The sequence below is a fragment of the Streptomyces sp. NPDC016677 genome (assembly GCF_055562815.1).
The window spans coordinates 298938-316627 of the sequence record NZ_JBVHEO010000005.1; the positions used below are offsets into that span (position 1 = coordinate 298938).

Consider the following 17690-nt stretch of genomic DNA (forward strand, 5'->3'; position numbering starts at 1 on the left):
CCTGGGGCGATCGTGACAGAGCGCGGGGCCGGGGAGAAGGTTCCGCTCTCCCCGGCCCCGCGCTTGTGGCACGTGTGTTACGCGGCCGGCTTCTCCTCAAGACGCGGGAAGAGGACCGCGCCCTTGGTCACCGTCGAGCCGGCCGGCAGCCGGCCCCAGTCCGCGGCGTCCTGGATCCGCTGCTCGGCGAGGGCGCCCAGGGAGTCCTCCGCGCCGAGGGAGTCCCAGAGCTTCCGGGAGGTCTCCGGCATGACCGGGTTGAGCAGCACGGCGACGGCGCGGAGCGACTCGGCGGCCGTGTAGAGGATGGTGGCCAGGCGGGCCCGGCCCTCGTCCGAGGTGTCCTTGGCCACCTTCCACGGCTCCTGCTCCGTGATGTAGCCGTTGACCTGCTTGACGAAGTCGAAGATGGCCAGGATGCCGCCCTGGAAGTCCAGCTCGTCGCCGATGCGGCGGTCGGCCTCCGCGACGGCCTTCGTCAGGCCGTCCTTGACCGCCTGCTCGGCCTCGCCGTCCGCCGTGGCCTCGGGCAGGGAGCCGCCGAAGTACTTGCCGACCATGGCGGCGACGCGGGAAGCGAGGTTGCCGTAGTCGTTGGCCAGCTCGCTGGTGTAGCGGGCGGAGAAGTCCTCCCACGAGAACGAGCCGTCCTGGCCGAAGGCGATCGCGCGCAGGAAGTACCAGCGGTAGGCGTCCACGCCGAAGTGCGAGGTCAGGTCCTGCGGCTTGATGCCGGTCAGGTTCGACTTCGACATCTTCTCGCCGCCGACCATCAGCCAGCCGTTGGCGGCGACCTTGCCGGGCAGGGGCAGGCCCTGGGCCATCAGCATGGCCGGCCAGATCACCGCGTGGAAGCGGAGGATGTCCTTGCCGACCAGGTGCACGTCGGCGGGGAAGGTCTCCTCGAACTTCTGCTGGTTCTGGTTGTAGCCGACCGCCGTGGCGTAGTTCAGCAGCGCGTCGATCCACACGTAGATGACGTGCTTCTCGTCCCAGGGGATCGGGATGCCCCAGTCGAAGGTCGAGCGTGAGATGGAGAGGTCCTGCAGGCCCTGGCGGACGAAGTTCACGACCTCGTTGCGCGCGGACTCGGGCTGGATGAAGTCCGGGTTGGCCTCGTAGTGGGCGAGGAGCTTGTCGCCGTACGCGCTCAGCTTGAAGAAGTAGTTCTCCTCGCTGAGGATCTCCACCGGCTTCTTGTGGATCGGGCACAGCTTCTGGCCCGCGTACTCGCCCTCGCCGTCGAGCAGCTCGCCGGGGAGCTTGTACTCCTCGCAGCCCACGCAGTACGGGCCCTCGTAGCCGCCCTTGTAGATCTCGTCCTTGTCGTACAGGTCCTGCACGAACTCCTGGACACGGTCGGTGTGCCGCTGCTGCGTGGTGCGCATGAAGTCGTCGTTGGCGATGTCGAGGTGCTCCCAGAGGGGCTTCCACGCCTCGTCGACCAGCTTGTCCGCCCACTGCTGCGGGCTGACGCCGTTCGCCTCCGCCGTGCGCATGATCTTCTGACCGTGCTCGTCCGTGCCGGTGAGGTACCACACCTTCTCACCGCGCTGGCGGTGCCAGCGGGTGAGCACGTCGCCTGCGACGGTCGTATAGGCGTGGCCCAGGTGAGGAGCGTCGTTGACGTAGTAGATGGGGGTCGAGACGTAGAACGCCTTCGACCCCTGCTTCTCGGTTCCAGTGGCCGCCATGGTCGAAATCCTACTTGGCCTGGGGAGATCCACTCACCCGCGTTTCCGGGCGCCAGGACGCGAGGACGCCCTCGTACAGCTCCTTGTCGGTCAGCTCGCGCGGGTCCTGGCCGGCGAGGAAGTACGACGTGTTGCCGGTCTTGAGCTTGCGGAGGTAGTCGAACGCCTTGTTCTCCGGGTCACCGAAGGCGACGAAGGAGAAGAAGAGGGAGGGGTGGGTCTCCGCCGCCTCGGTGAGGGCCTGGGTGGCGGGGGTCTTGGCGTCGGGGGCGCCGTCCGTCTGGAAGATCACCAGGGCGGGGGCGGTGGGGTCCGCGGACCGGTCGTGGAGGGAGAGGATCTCGGCGACGGCGGCGTGGTAGCTGGTGCGGCCCATGCGGCCCAGCTCCGCGTGGGTGGTGTCGATCTTGTTCTCGTGGTCGGTGAGGGTGAGGGTGGTCGTTCCGTCGATCTCCGTGGAGAAGAAGACGACGGGGACGGCGGGGTCGGTCTCGACGTGCGCGGCGAGGGCGAGCGCCTGGTCGGCGAGGGCCTGGGCGGAGCCGTCCTTGTAGTACGGGCGCATGCTCGCGGAGCGGTCGAGGACGAGGTAGACCTTGGCGCGGGTGCCGGTGAGGTCCTTCTTGCGGAGGGTGGCGGCGGCGGCCTTGTGGGCGGGGAGGAGGCGGGGGGCGCGGGATCGGATGCGGGCGGGCGGGGTGGCGGGGGTTTTGGCCTCGCCTTCGGCTTCGGCCTCCTTCGTTTTCCCATCCGCACTGCCCGTGCTGCTTTCGTCTTCGGGTGCGGGTGGCCCCTGTGGGGCTGCTTCGACGTCGGCGGCTGCGGGTTCGGGGGCCGGTTCGGGGGTGGGGGCGGCGGCCGGTGCCGGTTCCGGTTCCGGTTCGGGGGTCGGGGTCGGGGTCGGAGCCGGGGTCGGTTCCGGTTCCGTCGTTGCCTCGGGCTCGGGGGTGGGCTCGGGCTCGCGGACAGGCTCGGGCTCGGGGGTCGGCGCGGGCTCCGGCTCAGGCGTGGGCTCGGGCTCCGGGGTCGGCGCGGGCTCCGGCTCAGGCGTGGGCTCGGGCTCCGGGGTCGGCGCGGGCTCAGGCGTGGGCTCGGGTTCCGGGGCCGGCGTGGGCTCGGGTTCCGGGGCCGGTTCCGTTGCCGTAGGGCCGGGGGTGTCGTCGGGGGACGGGGACGGCTTGGGGACCGTGAGGTTGTCGAAGGCGGCGGTGACCAGCTCGTGTACGTCGTCGGGGGCGTCCTCGGTGGACGTGCGCGGCTCCGGGACCCCCGGCGCGGGCTCGGGCCGGGACGGGGACGGGGACGGGACCTTGGGCTCCTCCGTGGGAGGAGGCGTGGGTGCCGTGGCCTCCGCCGGCGGCGCCGTCGGTTCCGGCGTCGGGGCCGTCTCCTGTGTGGCCTCCTCCGGCTGGGCGGACCGCGCTTTGCGTGAGCGGCCGAACGCGTTCCGCAGGAGAGTGAGAATGCCCATGTGCGCAACCCTTCGCATGAGTTGAAGCCCGCCAATCCCTGGCCAGGACGGACACGTAAGGTTAGCGGCCTCCGCTTCCGCTTCGGGCCACGGTCTGGCACACGGACCGGGCCCGCGTCAAGGGCCGCTTCCGGCCGGTCTGAGCGTGGCGTCCCGGTGGCGAGCAACGTCCCGACGATTGCCCTCAGTTCACCCCCTGTTCATTCGGGCGCCCGACTGCCGCACATATGTGCCCCTACGGTCACGCTGACACCAAGGGCATCCAAGGGGAGAGCAAAAGTGCGCAAGCTGCTGCCGTTGATCGGAACACCGTCCGGTTCCCACCCTGGCGGCCGTTCCGCCATGACCTGTCGTTTCCGGTGTGGTGACGCCTGCTTCCACGAGGTGCCCAACACCAGTGACAACGAGTACGTCGGTGACGTCATCGCCGGCGCGCTCAGCCGCCGGTCGATGATGCGGGCCGCCGCCGTGGTCACCGTCGCCGCGGCGGGCGCCGGCGCGGTCACCGTCGGTGCCGCTCCCGAGGCGCAGGCGGCCGCGGCCGCCGGCAAGGGCAAGGGGCACGGCCACGGACACGGCCAGAGCAAACCGAAGGGTGCGCGCGGGCTGCGCTTCACGCCCGTGGCGCCCAACACCGACGACGCCGTCACCGTGCCGGACGGCTACCGGCAGAACGTCGTGATCCGCTGGGGCGAGCCCATCCTGCGCGGCGCCCCCGCCTTCGACCCGGAGAACCAGACCGCGAAGGCCCAGGCCGGTCAGTTCGGGTACAACAACGACTTCCTCGCGCTGCTGCCGCTGGACGAGCGCGGCCGTCAGCTGCTCGTGGCCAACCACGAGTACACCGACGAGGTGCTCATGTTCCGCGGCTACGACGCGGAGAACCCGACCCGCGAGCAGGTCGAGATCGCCTGGGCCGCGCACGGCCTGTCCGCCGTGGTCGTCGAGGAGGACCGCAGGACCGGCAAGCTCACGCCCGTCACCCGGCACCAGCTCAACCGCCGCGTCACCGCCACCACCGAGTTCCGGCTGACCGGCCCGGCCGCCGGCTCCGACCTGCTGAAGACCTCCGCCGACCGGACGGGCAGGAAGGTGCTCGGCACCCTCAACAACTGCTCCGGCGGCACCACCCCGTGGGGCACCACGCTGCACGGCGAGGAGAACTTCAACCAGTACTTCGCCAACAGCAGCCGCACCACCGACAAGCGGTACGGCATCGGCACCGGCGCCACCGAGCGCAAGTGGGAGCGGTTCGACAAGCGCTTCGACGTCGCCCAGGAGCCCAACGAGGTGCACCGCTTCGGCTACGTCGTCGAACTGGACCCGTACGACCCGCACTCCACGCCCCGCAAGCACACCCTGCTGGGCCGGTTCAAGCACGAGGCCGCGACCGTGCGGCTGACCTCGGACGGGCGTCCGGTCGTGTACACCGGCGACGACGAGCGGTTCGACTACTTCTACAAGTTCGTCGGCAGCAAGCGGATGAAGAAGGGGTCCTCCCGGGCCGCGCGCGAGCACAACCTCTCCCTGCTCGACGAGGGGACGCTGTACGTCGCCAAGCTCACCGGCGACTCCCCGGCGATCGAGATCGACGGCACGGGCAAGCTGCCGGGCGACGGCGAGTTCGACGGCAGCGGCGTGTGGATCCCGCTGGTCACCGCCGACGAGGACGGCGCCGTCTCGCACGTGGAGGGGATGAGCGCCGAGGAGGTGTGCGTCTTCACCCGCCTCGCCGGTGACAAGGTCGGCGCCACCAAGATGGACCGGCCCGAGGACATCGAGCCGTCGCCGAAGACCGGCAAGGTGTACGTCGCCCTCACCAACAACACCAACCGCGGGGTCGGCTCCAACGCCAAGGCGGACGAGGCCAACCCGCGCAACGCCAACAAGCACGGGCACGTCCTGGAGCTGACCGAGCACCGGGGGCGCGCCGACAGCCTGAAGTTCGGCTGGTCGCTGTTCCTGGTCGCCGGTGACCCGGAGGACTCCGCGACGTACTTCGCGGGCTTCCCGAAGGAGAACGTCAGCCCGATCTCCTGCCCGGACAACGTGGCCTTCGACGACCACGGCAACCTGTGGCTCTCCACCGACGGCAACGCGCTCGGCACGCACGACGGCCTCTTCGGTGTCGCGACCTCCGGCGAGCGGCGCGGTGAGCTGAAGCAGTTCCTGACCGTGCCGACCGGCGCCGAGACCTGCGGTCCGCTCATCCAGGACCGGCGGGTGCTGGTCGCCGTGCAGCACCCGGGCGAGGTGGACGGCGCCTCGGTGGAGAACCCGGCCAGCACCTGGCCCGACGGGGCGGGCAAGATCGTGCGCCCGGCGGTCGTGGCGGTGTGGCGCGCGGACGGGTCCGACATCGGCGTCTGAGACGCGTCCGAGAGGCGCCTGAGAGGTGTTTGAGAGGCGTCTGAGAGGTGTTTGAGAGGCCCTGAGGGCCTCAGGATCACCCGTACCGGGCCGGGTCAGCCGGCCCGGTGCAGGGTGAGGTCGACGAGCAGGGCCCGGTGGTCGGTGCCGTCCAGGTCGAGGAACCGGGCCTCGTGTGAGGTGAAGTCCTCCGAGACCAGTACGTGGTCGATCTGGACCCCGAAGGTGGGCGCCGTCAGGGCCGGCCAGCTCGCGGTCCGCCCGGAACCGGCCAGCCGGGCCGCGTCGCGCAGTCCCGTGTCCAGCAGCGGCCGGAACGCGGCGTGGTCCTGGGAGGCGTTGAAGTCGCCGGCCAGGACGGTGGGGGTCTTGTCGTCCCGGGCGACGGTGTCGTGCAGCGCGTCCAGCTCCTCGCGCCAGACGTCGGTCTGGCCGGGCAGCGGGGGCATGGGGTGGGCGAGCTGGAGCCGTACGTCGGTGCCGCTGATCTCCGCGACGGCGGCGGGCATGCCCATCGTGGCCTCGACGCCCTCGGCGGCCCGGAGCGGGTAGCGGCTGAGGATGACGGAACCCTTCGAACCGTCGCCCTCGACGGCCCGGCGGCCCGGGTAGGTCTTGCCCAGCTCCCGGCGGAGCGTCGTGTCGCAGGCCCGGTCGCACTCCTGGACGAACACGAGGTCCGGCTCCTCGCGGCGGACGGCGGTGACGAGGGCGTCGGTGGCCTGCCCGAACTCGACGTTCGAGGTCAGGACGCGCAGCTCGGCGAAGGCCGGGCCGATGGGGTCGCCGGTCCTGCCGTAGGGCTGCAGGAACCAGGCCAGCAGGCCGAGCAGCAGCACTCCCCAGAGCGCGCCGAACCACCAGTGGGTGAACACGGCGATCACGAGCGCGATGCCGAGGGGTATGAGCAGCCAGGGCAGGAACGCCAGGAGCTGCGGTACCGGGGTGATGCCGTCGGTGTCGGCGGTCCGGCAGCCGAGGACCACGCTCAGAGCGGTGAGCAGCAGGACCGCGCAGGTGAGGGCGGCCCGCCGGCCGGCCCGTCTGCGGCGTACGTGCCGGGGGACCGCCCATGCGGCGGCCCTGGTGTCCGTGTTCAAGTCCCGGCCTTCCGCTCGGTGAAACAGGTGGTCCGTTTCGGTCTCTCCCTGAAATCCTTCATCAAAGACGGGATGAGCGGTCGGAAAGTTCCCCTGGCCTTCCGGGAGCGGGAACAGCGGGTGTCCGGCGGCGGACGCGGCCGGTGAGCCAGGACACCAGCGCGACGGTCAGACCGAGGGCGACGAGGAGCCAGGCCGCGGTGCGCAGGGTGGCCGTCAGGGCGTCGTAGACGGCCCCGGCGGCCGGGCCGTGCACCGTGCCCGGCAGTTCGGCCAGGGTGAGGCGGCGGCCGACGGCGACGGCCAGGGCGAGCAGCGCGCCGCCCAGGGCCGTGCCGAGTCCGGCGGCGGTGACGGCGCGGCGGCGCCGGGCGGCGACCGCGATGCCGGTGACGGCGCAGGCGACGGCGGCGAGGGGGAGCCAGACGGCGGCGACGTCCAGCGCGCGGTAGCCCCGGCGCAGCCGGTCCGCCTCGGCGGCGCCGAGGACGGTGACCGGGGTGGGGTGTACGGGGATGCGGTGCGCGAACGGTACGTGGTCCCGGACGAGCTGGTGTCTGACGCGGGCGGTGACGGGAGCCAGGTCGACGGTGACGGGGCGGTGGTCGTCGGCGCGGGGCGGCCGGCGCAGGGCGCGGACGACGGCGTCGTGGACGGTCCGGTTGGCGGCGTCCCAGCCGGCCCGGAACGCCTCGGTGCGGGTGAAGGAGCGGGCGGCGTCGTGCACGAAGAGGCGGGTGGTGCCGGGGGCGGGTCCCGGGCCGAGGTGGCTGGACACGCCGTCCCGGACGGTGTCCGCGACGGCGTCCCGGACGCGGGGGTCGGCGGCGAGGGGCGCCATGGCGTCGACGTAGCGGCCGGTGTCGGACAGGGCGTAGGCCGCCCAGGCGGCGAGGGTGCCGCAGGGGGCGAGGAGGCAGGCGAGGGCGATCAGTACGGCCGACAGGGCGTGCCGGAGGCGGGGGCGGGGGCGGAGACGCAGACGTGGGGCCACGGGTCCAGGCAAGACGGCCGGGGGGTGGCGGGCGAGCGGCCCGACTGCATGTGGGGGCATGCGATGGGCCGGACGGGTGGGACGACCGCCCCCGCCGTCGCCCTCGCCGGGCGCGCACGACACGCGGCGGGGTGCGGGGTCCGCGGCCGGATCGTCGACGGGTGCCCCCGTACGGGTACGGGCGCGAGGGCGCGTGGGCGCCGGGGGCCGGGGGCGGGGAGGTCGCCGTCGGCGTGGATGCCCGTGACCGGTGGGTGCCGGTGCCTGGCCGTCCGGGCCGGTGAGGCGTTGTGCCCTGCTGGGCTGGCCTGTGAGTTGGCGGGGGTGGGTTGGTCAGGCGGGGCGGTGGGTGCTGGTGTCTGGCTGTCGGGGCTGGTGAGGCGTTGTGTCCTGCTGGGCTGGCCTGTGAGTTGGCGGGGGTGGGTTGGTCAGGCGGGGTGGTGGGTGCTGGTGTCTGGCTGTCGGGGCTGGTGAGGCGTTGTGTCCTGCTGGGCTGGCCTGTGAGTTGGCGGGGGTGGGTTGGTCAGGCGGGGTGGTGGGTGCTGGTGTCTGGCTGTCGGGGCTGGTGAGGCGTTGTGCCCCGCTGTGCTGGCCTGTGAGTCGGCGGGAGGCGGGCCGGTCAGGCCGTGCGCCGGTGAGTCCGGCTGCCCCGGCCGGTGAGTCGCGCGCCTGGCTGCCCCGGCCGGAGAGGACGGGGCTGCCAGGGCCCGGCAGGAGGGGACGGGGCTGCCAGGGCCCGGCAGGAGGGGACGGGGCTGCCAGGGCCCGGCAGGAGAGGACGGGGCAGCCAGGGCCCGGCAGGAGGGGGCGGGGCTGCCAGGGCGCGGCCAGAGGGGGGCGGGGCCGTGACGGGTGGGCCGGTCAGCGCAGGCGGTGGCCGGTCGCGTCCTCCTGGGTGTAGTAGCGGTAGAACAGCGTGACGAACATGGCCGCCGCCACCGCCACCGAGATGCCCGCGGACAGGAGCAGGCTCCGGCCGGACTGGTTGATCAGGAAACCCACCGCGCAGCCGGTGAACGCGGCCCACAGCAGCGCGTGCTGTTCACGCCGTAGCCGTGCGGCGACCGCGCGGACGACGGAGTACAGCACCACGAAGACGAGCGCGGTCAGCCAGCCGAACAGCAGGTTCCAGCCGGTGATCTCGGTGCCGTGGCGCCGGTTGGCCGCGGCCCACCAGCCGTAGACCAGCCCCAGCAGGACCGGCACCGCCCACTTCGCCACCAGGTGGGTCCGGGGACCGAAGACGTCGGAGTCCGGCGCCGGTGCCCGTGTCCCGCGGTCCCGCCCGCTCGTCGTACCGCCGTATCCGGTTTCCGCGTGCGCCATGAGGACGCTCCTCTCTGTCCTGGCCCCCGCCTACCAGGTCACACCCGGTGCCGCGGCCGGGCAACTCAGGATGCGGGCGCGGCGGGCGCGTGTTTCGCTGGGCGGGTGAGCGGTCGCGTCCGGATGAGGCCGGTGAGCCGGCCGTCGCGTGGCCGGCCGGGACGGAGCGGCCGGCTGTCCGGTGACCCGGGTGCCGTGCACCGGAACCCGTTGGTGCGGGTGGGCGGCCTCGGCGCCGGCTGGGTCCCGCCGCTGCTGCTGCTGATCGGCGTCGCGGCGGCCGACGCGAACACCGGCGGCGAGTTCCGGATGATCTCCTGGATCGTGCTGGTCCCCGGGATCGCCTCCGCCCTGTGCGGGGTGTGGGGCACCGCCGTCTACGCGGCCCTCGCCGTCGCCACGTACGTCACCGTGGACAGCGCCTGGCCGCACCAGTACCAGAGCGGGCTGCCCGACTTCATCCTCGTCGCCGTGGGCGGGCTGCTGGCCACCCTGGCCTGTGCGCTGCGGGTGCGCGGGGAGCGGCGGATGCTGCACATCCGGGACGTCGCCGACACCACCCGCCGCGTGGTGCTGCGCCCGCTGCCGCCGGGCTGGGGCGGCCTCGACCACGCCGCCGTCTACCTCCCGGCCGACGCCGAGGCCCGGGTCGGCGGCGACTTCTACGACATCCAGCCCGGCCCGCACGGCACCCGCGTCCTCGTCGGTGACGTGCAGGGCAAGGGGCTGGGCGCGGTGGAGACGGCGGCGGCGCTGCTCGGCGCCTTCCGGGAGGCCGGCTACCACGAGGCGGACCTGGCGACGGTCGCCGAGCGGCTGGAGGTGCGTATGACGCGGCACCGCGGCCACACCGCGGCGGTCCGGGGCCGGGCGGGCGGCGGCGACCGGTTCGCCACCGCCGTCCTGGTCGGCTTCCCGCCCCAGGTGCCCGATGCCGTCGACACCGTCGTCTTCGGCCATGAACCGCCGCTCGCGGTCGGCCCGCGCGGCGTACGGGAGCTGCCCGTCGACGGCGGGCTGCCGCTGGGCCTGGCCGACCTCGGCTCCGGGCCGCCGCCGGTGCGCCGGCTGGAGCTGGCCGCCGACGAGACGCTGCTGCTGGTCACGGACGGGGTGACGGAGGCCAGGGACCGCGACGGGGTCTTCTACCGGCACGCCGAGGAGGTCGCCCGCGCCGTCGCCGCCGACGCCCGGGTCAGCGCGCCGCGCCGGCTCGTGCGCCTCGTGCGCGACGGCACGCTGCGGCACTGCGGCGGGCGGCTGGGCGACGACACGACGGTGTTCGCCGTCCGCCGCCGGTACCGGGCGTGAGGGCGCGGTGAGCGGTTCGCGCGACGGCGGCGAGCCCCCGGCTCCGGCCGGGGCGGGGGTCACACTTTCCGCCGGGTGCCCCTCTTCGCAGCCGCAGCGGTTACGGTGCTGACGTACGTGATCGACAGGGGAGGGGACATGCCCGGAACCGTGCTGCTGCTGGCGGCTTCGCCCGTGGGCAAGGGATGCCTGGTGGACGCGGCCTCGGTGCTCCCCGTCCTCGCGGCCGTCCCGCCCCCGGTGCTGTCCGGGACGGACACCGCCAACGTCGTCGAACTGGCCGACCCGCTCGACCCGCAGGCCGTGCTGACCCGGCTGCGGGCCGCCGCCGCGGCGCCCGGCCCGCTGACCGTGTACGTCACCGGACAGCTCCAGACCGACCGCCGCCAGCACCTGCCGCACCTGGCGCTGGCCCGCACCACACCGGCCACCGTCCGCTACACCGCCCTGCCCTGGCACTGGATCGCGGAGGAGCTGCGGCTGCGCCCGACCGGGGCGACGACGCTCGTCCTCGACCTGCACGCCGACCAGGAGACCTGGGAGTGGCTCCAGCGGCACCCGCTGGACTGCGGGCGCAACAACGCCGTCTACGGCCGCGTCGCGCCGCCCCCGGCCCGGCGCGGGACGGCGGTCCCGGCGTACATGCGCGGGGTCGCGACGATCCTGCGCAGCGGACACCGGCCGCCGTTGCAGCAGTTGCACGAGCAGGCGCTGGCCCGCGCCGCCGCCGAGAGCGGGGGCGGCCGCGTCCCCGACCTGGTGCTGACGGTGCCCGGCCCGGCCCCCGGCGACCCGCACGACGCCGTCACCGCGGCGGTGCAGGCCGGGCGGCACGCCGACGCCGACGCGCTGGCCGCCTCCCACGAGCGGGCCGCCGCCTACACGCACGGGCCGGCCTCCGAGGACGCGCTGCACTGGACGGAGGTCCGCGCCGACCTGGCGATGTTCGCCGGGGACCCGGTGCGCAGCTGCCGGGGCTGGCTGGAGGTGGCGCGGATGCGGCTCAACTCGGGGCAGGCGGCGGACGCGCCCGCCGTCGAGGCCGCCGTCGACCGGGCCCACCACCAGTGGGGGCAGATCCGCGATCCGCACCGGGCCCGTGAGCTGGGCCAGGTGCTGGCCGAGCTGCGGAGCCGGGTGCCCGGCCGGCGCGCGGGCGCCCTGGACCACGTACGCAAGCAGCTGGACCAGTTGCAGACCCAGGGCTGAACCCCGGTCCGGCCTGTCCGACCCCTCCCCGCCGCCCATTCCCGGTGCCATGATGGTGAGTTATGGCTAAGGGGGACGAAGTGGCCACACAGGACATCCGGGTACGGCTGGACGGCACCGCGACCGAGAGCGACATCGGTGCCCTGCGCAAGTGGCTGGAGCGGGAGAAGCCGCTGGACGAGCTGGTCCGCGCCGGGCGGCTGCGGATCCACGAACGCCCGCACACGGACGAGTCCGGCGCCCCGATGGGCGTCGGGATGGAGATCGTCGTGGCGGTGACGTCGGGGGCCGCCTCGGTGGTGTTCCGGGAACTGCTCGACCAGGTCAAGGGGGCCGTGGAGGCCTGGCGGACCAATCGCCGCGAGGTGGAGGACGGCGAACCGCCCGAGGGCCGTGTCGACCCGGTGAACCCCGACGACAGGTAGGCCGGTGGCCGGTTTCGACCCGCGCGGGCAGGTGAACCGGGCGCTGCTGGTCGGGGTGTCCGAGTACGACTTCACGGAGCCGCCGTACGGCGTGCCCTGCGACCTGCCCGCGGTCAAGCACAACCTCAACCGGCTGCGGGACGCGCTGCAGCGCGGCCGGGTCTTCGGCGAGCGGGAGATCGTGGTGTCCCGGTCGCCGACGCTGGACGACTTCAGCCGGTCGCTGCGCACCGCCGCCGAGGAGGCCGAGGGCGTCCTGCTGCTGTACTTCGCCGGGCACGGGGCGATCCCCAGCGCGGGCGACGAGCTGTTCCTCCAGATGCGCAACGCCAGTGTGGTGGCGGGCGGGCACGCGGTGTTCCCGGGCGCGGAGCTGTTCTCCAACGTGCTGACGATGCTCGCGGCCGGTCCGGCCCGGCGGATCGTGATCGTGCTGGACTGCTGTTTCGCGGGCAACGCGGCCTGGCTGTGGGAGACCTTCCGGGACAAGCGGCGGGTCCTGCTGCTGATGAGCGTGCAGGCCAACCACCGCACCGACGCGGGCGCTCCGGGCACGCCGACGCCGTTCACCGCCGAACTGCTGAGGCTGCTGGAGGAGCAGGGCGGGCGGGGCGGACGGGACGGGCGGGACGGCGGGGGGCTGTGGTTCGGGGGGCTCGCCGCGGCGCTGCGCGAGGCGATGGCGGCCGGCGGCCACCGTACGGTGCGGTCGGCGCCGTGGGAGCCGCAGAGCCGGGCCGAGCCGGGGGAGGACGTACTGCTGTGGGCGCCGGCGTCCGCCGCCGCGGACCCGGCGGCTCCGCCGCCCGCTTCTCAGCCGCCGCACCCAGGGCCCCGGCAGCCGGACCCCGGGCCCCGGCAGCCGCGCCCCGCGCCGCCCGGACCCCGCCGGCCCGGACTCCTCGACCGGACGGTCGCCGCCGTCGTGGCGGTGGCCTCCGCCGTGACCGGCGCCGTGGCCGGCGCGGTGACCGCGCTGTACCTGCTCGGGCGCCGGCTGCCGACCGTCCTCGTCGCCCTGCTCGCCCTCGCCCTGGCCGCCGCCGGCATCGGCACCTACCGGATCGTCTCCCCGCCCGGCTCCGGCGTGACCTGTGCCCCTCCCCCGGAGCTGCGCGTGCTGACCGACCCCGACCTGGAGCCGACCGTGCGGGCCGCCGCCGACGCGTACCTCACCTCGGACGAGAACACCACGGACGACGGCTGCCGCCGCGCCGGCCTCACCGTCTACAGCGCGGGCACCGCCGACGCGGTCACCGCGCTGCGCCGGCAGACCGGAGCCTGGCAGGAGCCCGGCGACGACCCCAACCCGCAGCGCGACGTGGGCCCGCAGCCGGACGTCTGGATACCCTCCTCCCCCGCCGACGTCGCCCGCGCGGCGGCGGGCCGGGACACCGACGCGGTCGCCGCGCTGGAGGAGGACGCGCAGCCGTTCGCGTACTCCCCCGTCGTCCTCGCCGTCCCGCAGGAGCTGGCCGCCGAGTCGCAGGACGAACGCGTCTCCGTCGCGCTCAACCGCATGATCGACGCCCTGCGCGGCCGGCGCGCGGACGCCGAGGTGCGCCGCCCGGACCCGGAGTTCGCGGACACCGGACTGCTCGCCACCATCGGCCTGTACGGCACCCACTCCGGCGCCGAGGCCCGGGACGCGGCCGGGGCCGAGCGCCGGGTCGCGCAGTCCGGCCCGCCCGCCCCGACCGCCGCCGAGCTGCTGTGCGCGCTGCCCGACGACGACGCCGTGGACGACCGCACCGCCGCCCTGGTCCCCGAGTTCCTGCTGCGCAGCGGTGTCGCCTGCGACAGCGCGCGGCGCACCCCGCGGATGGCCCAGTACCCCGGCGACGTACCCGGCCTGGAGCCGGTCTTCGTCCGGGTGCGCTGGCGGGGCGCCGACCGCGACGCGGCGGACCGGGAGGCCGCCGCCGACGGCTTCCGCCGGTGGCTGACCCGGACCGGCGGGCGCGAGGTGTTCGCCGAGGCCGGGTTCCGGGCGGCGGACGGGGAGCGGGCGCTGCTGGACGAGGACGGCCGGGCCGCGGGGGTGCTGGCGGCCCCGGCCCCGCTGATCGAACCGGCCGGACGGGACGCGATGGAGGCGGCGCTGGCGGCCTACCGGGACGTCGACGGGCCCGGCCGGGTGCTGTTCCTGCTCGACAGCTCTCGTTCGATGCGCGACGTCTGGGACGGGCCCAGCGGCGGACCTGGTCTGGTCGCCCGTTCGCTGGGCGGGCTCGGGCCGCGCGACGAGTACGGGGTGTGGGCGGTGTACGGCACGGGCGACGACCCGTACGACACCCTGCTGGCGACCGGCCCGCACCGCCGGCGGGACGCCGAGCGGGCCCTGGACCGGGCCGCCGTCACCGGGTCGCCCGACGACGCCGACCCGCACCGGGCGCTGCTGGCCGCCCTCGACCACATGGAGCGGCGCGACGCCGAGCGGGAGCGGCCCGGCCTGATCGTGTACGTCACCGACGACGAGGACGCCGGCCGGCTCCGCGGCGACCGGCTCGACGCCGTGCTCGACGCGGCCCGCGCGGCCGTGGTGCCGGTGACGATGGTGTCCCTGGCGGGCGGCGGCTGCGACCCGGGCCGGCCCGACGCGCGGATCGCCGAGGCGAGCGGCGGGCGCTGCCTGGACGCCGGCGACGACCCGGGCGCCGCCCTGCACGACGAGGTCGCCCGCACCGGAACGGGGGAGGAGGACTGATGCCCCGCCGCCCGCCCGTCCGCCCGTCCCGCCGCACGCTGAGCCGCCCGCTGGGCCTGCTGCTGGCCGCCGTCCTGCTCGCCTCCACCGCCTGCACGGGAGGCGGCGACGGCACCGGACCGGCCCCCTCCGACGACGTGCCCGGCTCCATCGTGGTCGCCAGCGGCCGGGACGTCACCGGGCAGAACGGGGTCCGCCGGCGGCTGATCGACGCCTGGAACGAACGGCAGGAGAAGGCGGGCAGCCACTACCAGGCCCGCCTGGTGGAACTCCCCGGCAGCGCCGACGAGCAGCGCGGCCAGCTGCTCGGCGCCCTCCAGTCCGGCAGCTCCGCCTACGACGTGGTCAACCTGGACGTGACCTGGGTGCCGGAGTTCGCCGCCGCCGGCCTGGTCCGTCCGCTGCCCGAGGCGCTGGTCGACGACGACGTCATCGACTCCGTGGCCGGCACCGCGCGCTGGGACGGGAAGGTCCACGCGGTCCCGTTCAACAGCGACGTCGGCCTCCTCTACTACCGGCGCGACCATCTCGCGCGGGCCGGCCTGGAGCGGACGGAGCTGGCCGGGATGAGCGACTGGCGGCGGCTGGAGACGCTGATCGACGTCCTGGACGAGCGGGACGTCCCCGGCTACGAGAAGGGCTGGACGACCCAGCTCGCCGCCTACGAGGGCCGCACCGTCAACGCCGTGGAGGCGTTCGCCGCCGTACCGGGCGGCGTGCCGCTCACCGACGACGAGGGCCACTACACGGCGACCGTCGAGGAGCTGACCCGGGGCATCGCCGAGCTGCGCCGCCGCACGGCCACGCCGTACACCCTCTCCGACGCCGCGCAGTCCGACGAGGCGGCCTCCCTCGCCGACTTCGCGGACGGCCGCACCGCCTTCCTGCGGCACTGGCCGTGGGTGTACCGCACCCTGCACCAGAGCTTCTCCCCCGGTCAGCTGGGGGTGACGGCGCTGCCCGGCCGGGCGGTGCTCGGCGGCCAGAACCTGGCGGTGACGGCCGCCTCCCGGCGGGCGGACAAGGCGGCCGAGCTGATCGAGTTCCTCACCGGCAAGGAGAGCGAACGCTGTCTGCTGGACGCCGGGTTCGCGGCGACGCGGGTCTCCGCGTACACCGACGACGACGTGCGGTGCCCGGTGGACACCGCCGGGACGCCGTCGGCCGTCCCGAGCGGCGAGCGGCCCGACCGGATGCCCCGGGACGCCGCCGACCGGCCCGCCTACGCCCGCGACATCCTGCTGCCCGCGCTGCGGCGGGCGGTGCAGCGGCCGCGGACCCCGCTCTACGGGGCGTTCACCCAGACGTTCACCGCGCGGCTCGGGCCGCTGTTCGGCACCGATCCGCCGGACGACGCGACCCTGGCGGAACGGCTGGACGCGGCGCTGCGGCGGGCGCTGCCGGACTAGGAAGCCTCAGGTGTGCGGCCCGTCGAGCCGCGGGGCGGCGGGGCGGGGCGGGTCCGGAGGTTCGTCCGCCGGGCCGCCCGTGTTGGCGGCCAGCAGCAGACAGGCCGTGGCGGCGACGGCGGCGGCGACGGCACGGACATAGCGCTCGGCGGTGCGTGGGCGTTCGAGCACGGCGACCTCGCAGCGGCGGTCCACGGGAACGGGAATCGGACGAGAGGGGTACAGCGATGTACGGCGATGTGTTAAACACGCTTAACTCTCGGTTTAACCTAGGGCCGGGGATGCCGAACGGCAAGGGCCACAGGGGGAGTTGCAGTGGAGGACCGGGACGATCCGGCGGTCATCGGCCGCCGGGTGCAGCGGCTGCGGACCGACCGCGGCCTGACCCAGCGGCAGCTGGCCGAACCGGCCTACACCCCCGCCTACGTCTCCACCCTGGAGGCCGGCCGCGTCCGCCCCTCCGACGAGGCGCTGCGGCACATCGCCGGACGGCTCGGCGTCACCTTCGAGGAGCTGGTCACCGGCCGCCCGCCGCACCTCGCCACCGACCTGCGCCTCAGACTCACCGGCGCCCAGCGCACCCTGGCCACCGGCGCCACCGAGGCGGCGGCCGAGAACTACGCCGAGCTGCTCACCGAGGCCGAGGCGCACGGGCTGACCGACATCGAGGCCGCCGCGCTGCTCGGGCTCGGGGAGTGCGCGGTGGAGCAGGGCGAGCTGACCCGCGGCCGGGAGTACTTCGAGCGGGCCGAACGCCGCCTGACCGACACCGGCGCCCCGCTGCCCGCCCGGGTCCCTGCGCTGCGCGGGCGGGCGCTGGCCCACTACCTCGCCGGGGAACTGCGCTACGCCGTCTACCTCCTCGAATCCACCCTCGACGAGCTGAACCGGGCCGGCCTGCACGACCCCGACGCGCTGCTCCTCCTCTACGCCAGCGCCATCGGCCCGTACATGGACATGGGCGCGCACGCCCGCGCCGCGCAGGCCGCCGAACTGGCCCTCGCGCTGGCCCCGCAGGCCGGCGACCCGGCGCTGGTCGCCCGGATGCACCGGTCCGTCGCCCGCACCCTGGTCGCCGAGGGCCGCCTCGCCGAGGCCGACGCCTCCCTGGCCAAGGCCGCCGAGCTGTACCGCACGCTCCAGCTCCGCACCGAGCTGGCCAACTGCCACTGGATGCGCGGCTACGTCTACGCGCAGGACGGCCGCCTCGCGGACGCCGAGGCCGAGCTGCGGCAGGCGCTGGACATGCTCTCCGCCAAGCGCGCCGCCCTCTACACCAGCCAGGCCGCCGTCGAACTGGCCGACGTGCTGCGCCGGCGCGGCAAGTCCGAGGAGGCCGCCGGCCTGCTGCGCACCGTGCTGGACGACCTGACCTCCGAGCGCGGCGCCGTGCACGCGGCCGGCGCGCACCGGCTGCTCGGCATCATGGCCGAGGAGGCCCGGGACACCGACGCCGCCGAGGAGCACTACGTACGCGCGCTCAGCCTGCTGGAGCGGGCCGGCGCCGCCGGGGACCTGGCCGACCTGTGCCGGCTGCTGGGCGACCTGCTGCGCCGCACCGGCCGTACGGAGGCCGCCCTGGACGCGTACCGCACGGGCCTGGGCCACCGTACGGCCCCCGGGACGACCACCCTGGGGCCCGCGCCCGCACAGCCTCCTCTGTGAGACGTGCGA

General features: G+C 74.6%; 13 protein-coding genes. 7 read left to right on the forward strand and 6 right to left on the reverse strand.

Annotated features, from left to right (window positions below):
• Positions 1–77 precede the first annotated feature (77 nt).
• Complete coding sequence (gene metG, locus ACZ3IG_RS17525) at positions 78–1694, reverse strand: methionine--tRNA ligase (protein ID WP_467432870.1); 1617 nt, start codon at positions 1692–1694, stop codon at positions 78–80.
• A gap of 10 nt (positions 1695–1704) precedes the next feature.
• Entirely contained in the window at positions 1705–3165 is a 1461-nt protein-coding gene (locus tag ACZ3IG_RS17530; protein ID WP_467432873.1) for a VWA domain-containing protein, read from the reverse strand.
• A 279-nt stretch (positions 3166–3444) separates the two neighbouring features.
• On the opposite strand from ACZ3IG_RS17530, the gene ACZ3IG_RS17535 reads away from it, so the two are divergent.
• The gene (locus ACZ3IG_RS17535; protein WP_467432874.1) at positions 3445–5535 is read left to right on the forward strand and encodes a PhoX family protein; all 2091 of its coding nucleotides are present in this window, start codon (positions 3445–3447) and stop codon (positions 5533–5535) included.
• A gap of 95 nt (positions 5536–5630) precedes the next feature.
• On the opposite strand, the gene ACZ3IG_RS17540 is transcribed toward ACZ3IG_RS17535, so the two are convergent.
• The 3 genes from ACZ3IG_RS17540 to ACZ3IG_RS17550 all read right to left on the reverse strand — a co-directional run bounded on the left by ACZ3IG_RS17540 (position 5631) and on the right by ACZ3IG_RS17550 (position 8955).
• Entirely contained in the window at positions 5631–6635 is a 1005-nt protein-coding gene (locus ACZ3IG_RS17540) for an endonuclease/exonuclease/phosphatase family protein (RefSeq protein ID WP_467432875.1), read from the reverse strand.
• A 61-nt stretch (positions 6636–6696) separates the two neighbouring features.
• The gene (locus ACZ3IG_RS17545; protein WP_467432877.1) at positions 6697–7629 is read right to left on the reverse strand and encodes a hypothetical protein; all 933 of its coding nucleotides are present in this window, start codon (positions 7627–7629) and stop codon (positions 6697–6699) included.
• Between the two features lie 861 nt (positions 7630–8490).
• Positions 8491–8955 (reverse strand): hypothetical protein, encoded by a 465-nt coding sequence (locus ACZ3IG_RS17550; protein WP_467432878.1) that lies wholly within the window; start codon positions 8953–8955, stop codon positions 8491–8493.
• A 123-nt stretch (positions 8956–9078) separates the two neighbouring features.
• Between ACZ3IG_RS17550 and ACZ3IG_RS17555 the strand changes: the two genes are divergently transcribed.
• From ACZ3IG_RS17555 to ACZ3IG_RS17575, 5 genes are all read left to right on the forward strand, one after another.
• A complete protein-coding gene (locus ACZ3IG_RS17555; protein ID WP_467433153.1) occupies positions 9079–10266 on the forward strand; it encodes a PP2C family protein-serine/threonine phosphatase in 1188 nt (395 codons plus the stop codon).
• A 138-nt stretch (positions 10267–10404) separates the two neighbouring features.
• Positions 10405–11475 (forward strand): hypothetical protein, encoded by a 1071-nt coding sequence (locus ACZ3IG_RS17560; RefSeq protein ID WP_467432879.1) that lies wholly within the window; start codon positions 10405–10407, stop codon positions 11473–11475.
• 80 nt (positions 11476–11555) lie between these two features.
• A complete protein-coding gene (locus ACZ3IG_RS17565; RefSeq protein ID WP_403539059.1) occupies positions 11556–11900 on the forward strand; it encodes a hypothetical protein in 345 nt (114 codons plus the stop codon).
• Between the two features lie 4 nt (positions 11901–11904).
• Positions 11905–14607 carry a substrate-binding domain-containing protein gene (locus tag ACZ3IG_RS17570; RefSeq protein WP_467432881.1) on the forward strand — a complete coding sequence of 901 codons (2703 nt, stop codon included), beginning with the start codon at positions 11905–11907 and terminating at the stop codon, positions 14605–14607.
• Positions 14607–16016: an extracellular solute-binding protein gene (locus ACZ3IG_RS17575; RefSeq protein ID WP_467432883.1), complete on the forward strand. Its 1410-nt coding sequence runs from the start codon at positions 14607–14609 to the stop codon at positions 16014–16016. Before ACZ3IG_RS17570 ends, ACZ3IG_RS17575 begins: the two co-directional genes overlap by 1 nt.
• 6 nt (positions 16017–16022) lie before the next feature.
• Here ACZ3IG_RS17575 and ACZ3IG_RS17580 read toward each other — a convergent pair whose 3' ends face one another.
• Entirely contained in the window at positions 16023–16211 is a 189-nt protein-coding gene (locus ACZ3IG_RS17580; protein ID WP_467432884.1) for a hypothetical protein, read from the reverse strand.
• Positions 16212–16331: 120 nt separating this feature from the next.
• Between ACZ3IG_RS17580 and ACZ3IG_RS17585 the strand changes: the two genes are divergently transcribed.
• Positions 16332–17681 (forward strand): helix-turn-helix domain-containing protein, encoded by a 1350-nt coding sequence (locus ACZ3IG_RS17585; RefSeq protein ID WP_467432886.1) that lies wholly within the window; start codon positions 16332–16334, stop codon positions 17679–17681.
• Positions 17682–17690 lie beyond the last annotated feature (9 nt).

Excerpts from the sequence above, each read along its gene's own strand:
- metG (WP_467432870.1), bottom strand. The coding sequence starts at position 1,694 with ATGGCGGCCACTGGAACCGAGAAGCAGGGGTCGAAGGCGTTCTACGTC.
- ACZ3IG_RS17530 (WP_467432873.1), bottom strand. The coding sequence starts at position 3,165 with ATGGGCATTCTCACTCTCCTGCGGAACGCGTTCGGCCGCTCACGCAAA.
- ACZ3IG_RS17550 (WP_467432878.1), bottom strand. The coding sequence starts at position 8,955 with ATGGCGCACGCGGAAACCGGATACGGCGGTACGACGAGCGGGCGGGAC.
- ACZ3IG_RS17555 (WP_467433153.1), top strand. The coding sequence starts at position 9,079 with ATGAGGCCGGTGAGCCGGCCGTCGCGTGGCCGGCCGGGACGGAGCGGC.
- ACZ3IG_RS17560 (WP_467432879.1), top strand. The coding sequence starts at position 10,405 with ATGCCCGGAACCGTGCTGCTGCTGGCGGCTTCGCCCGTGGGCAAGGGA.
- ACZ3IG_RS17575 (WP_467432883.1), top strand. The coding sequence starts at position 14,607 with ATGCCCCGCCGCCCGCCCGTCCGCCCGTCCCGCCGCACGCTGAGCCGC.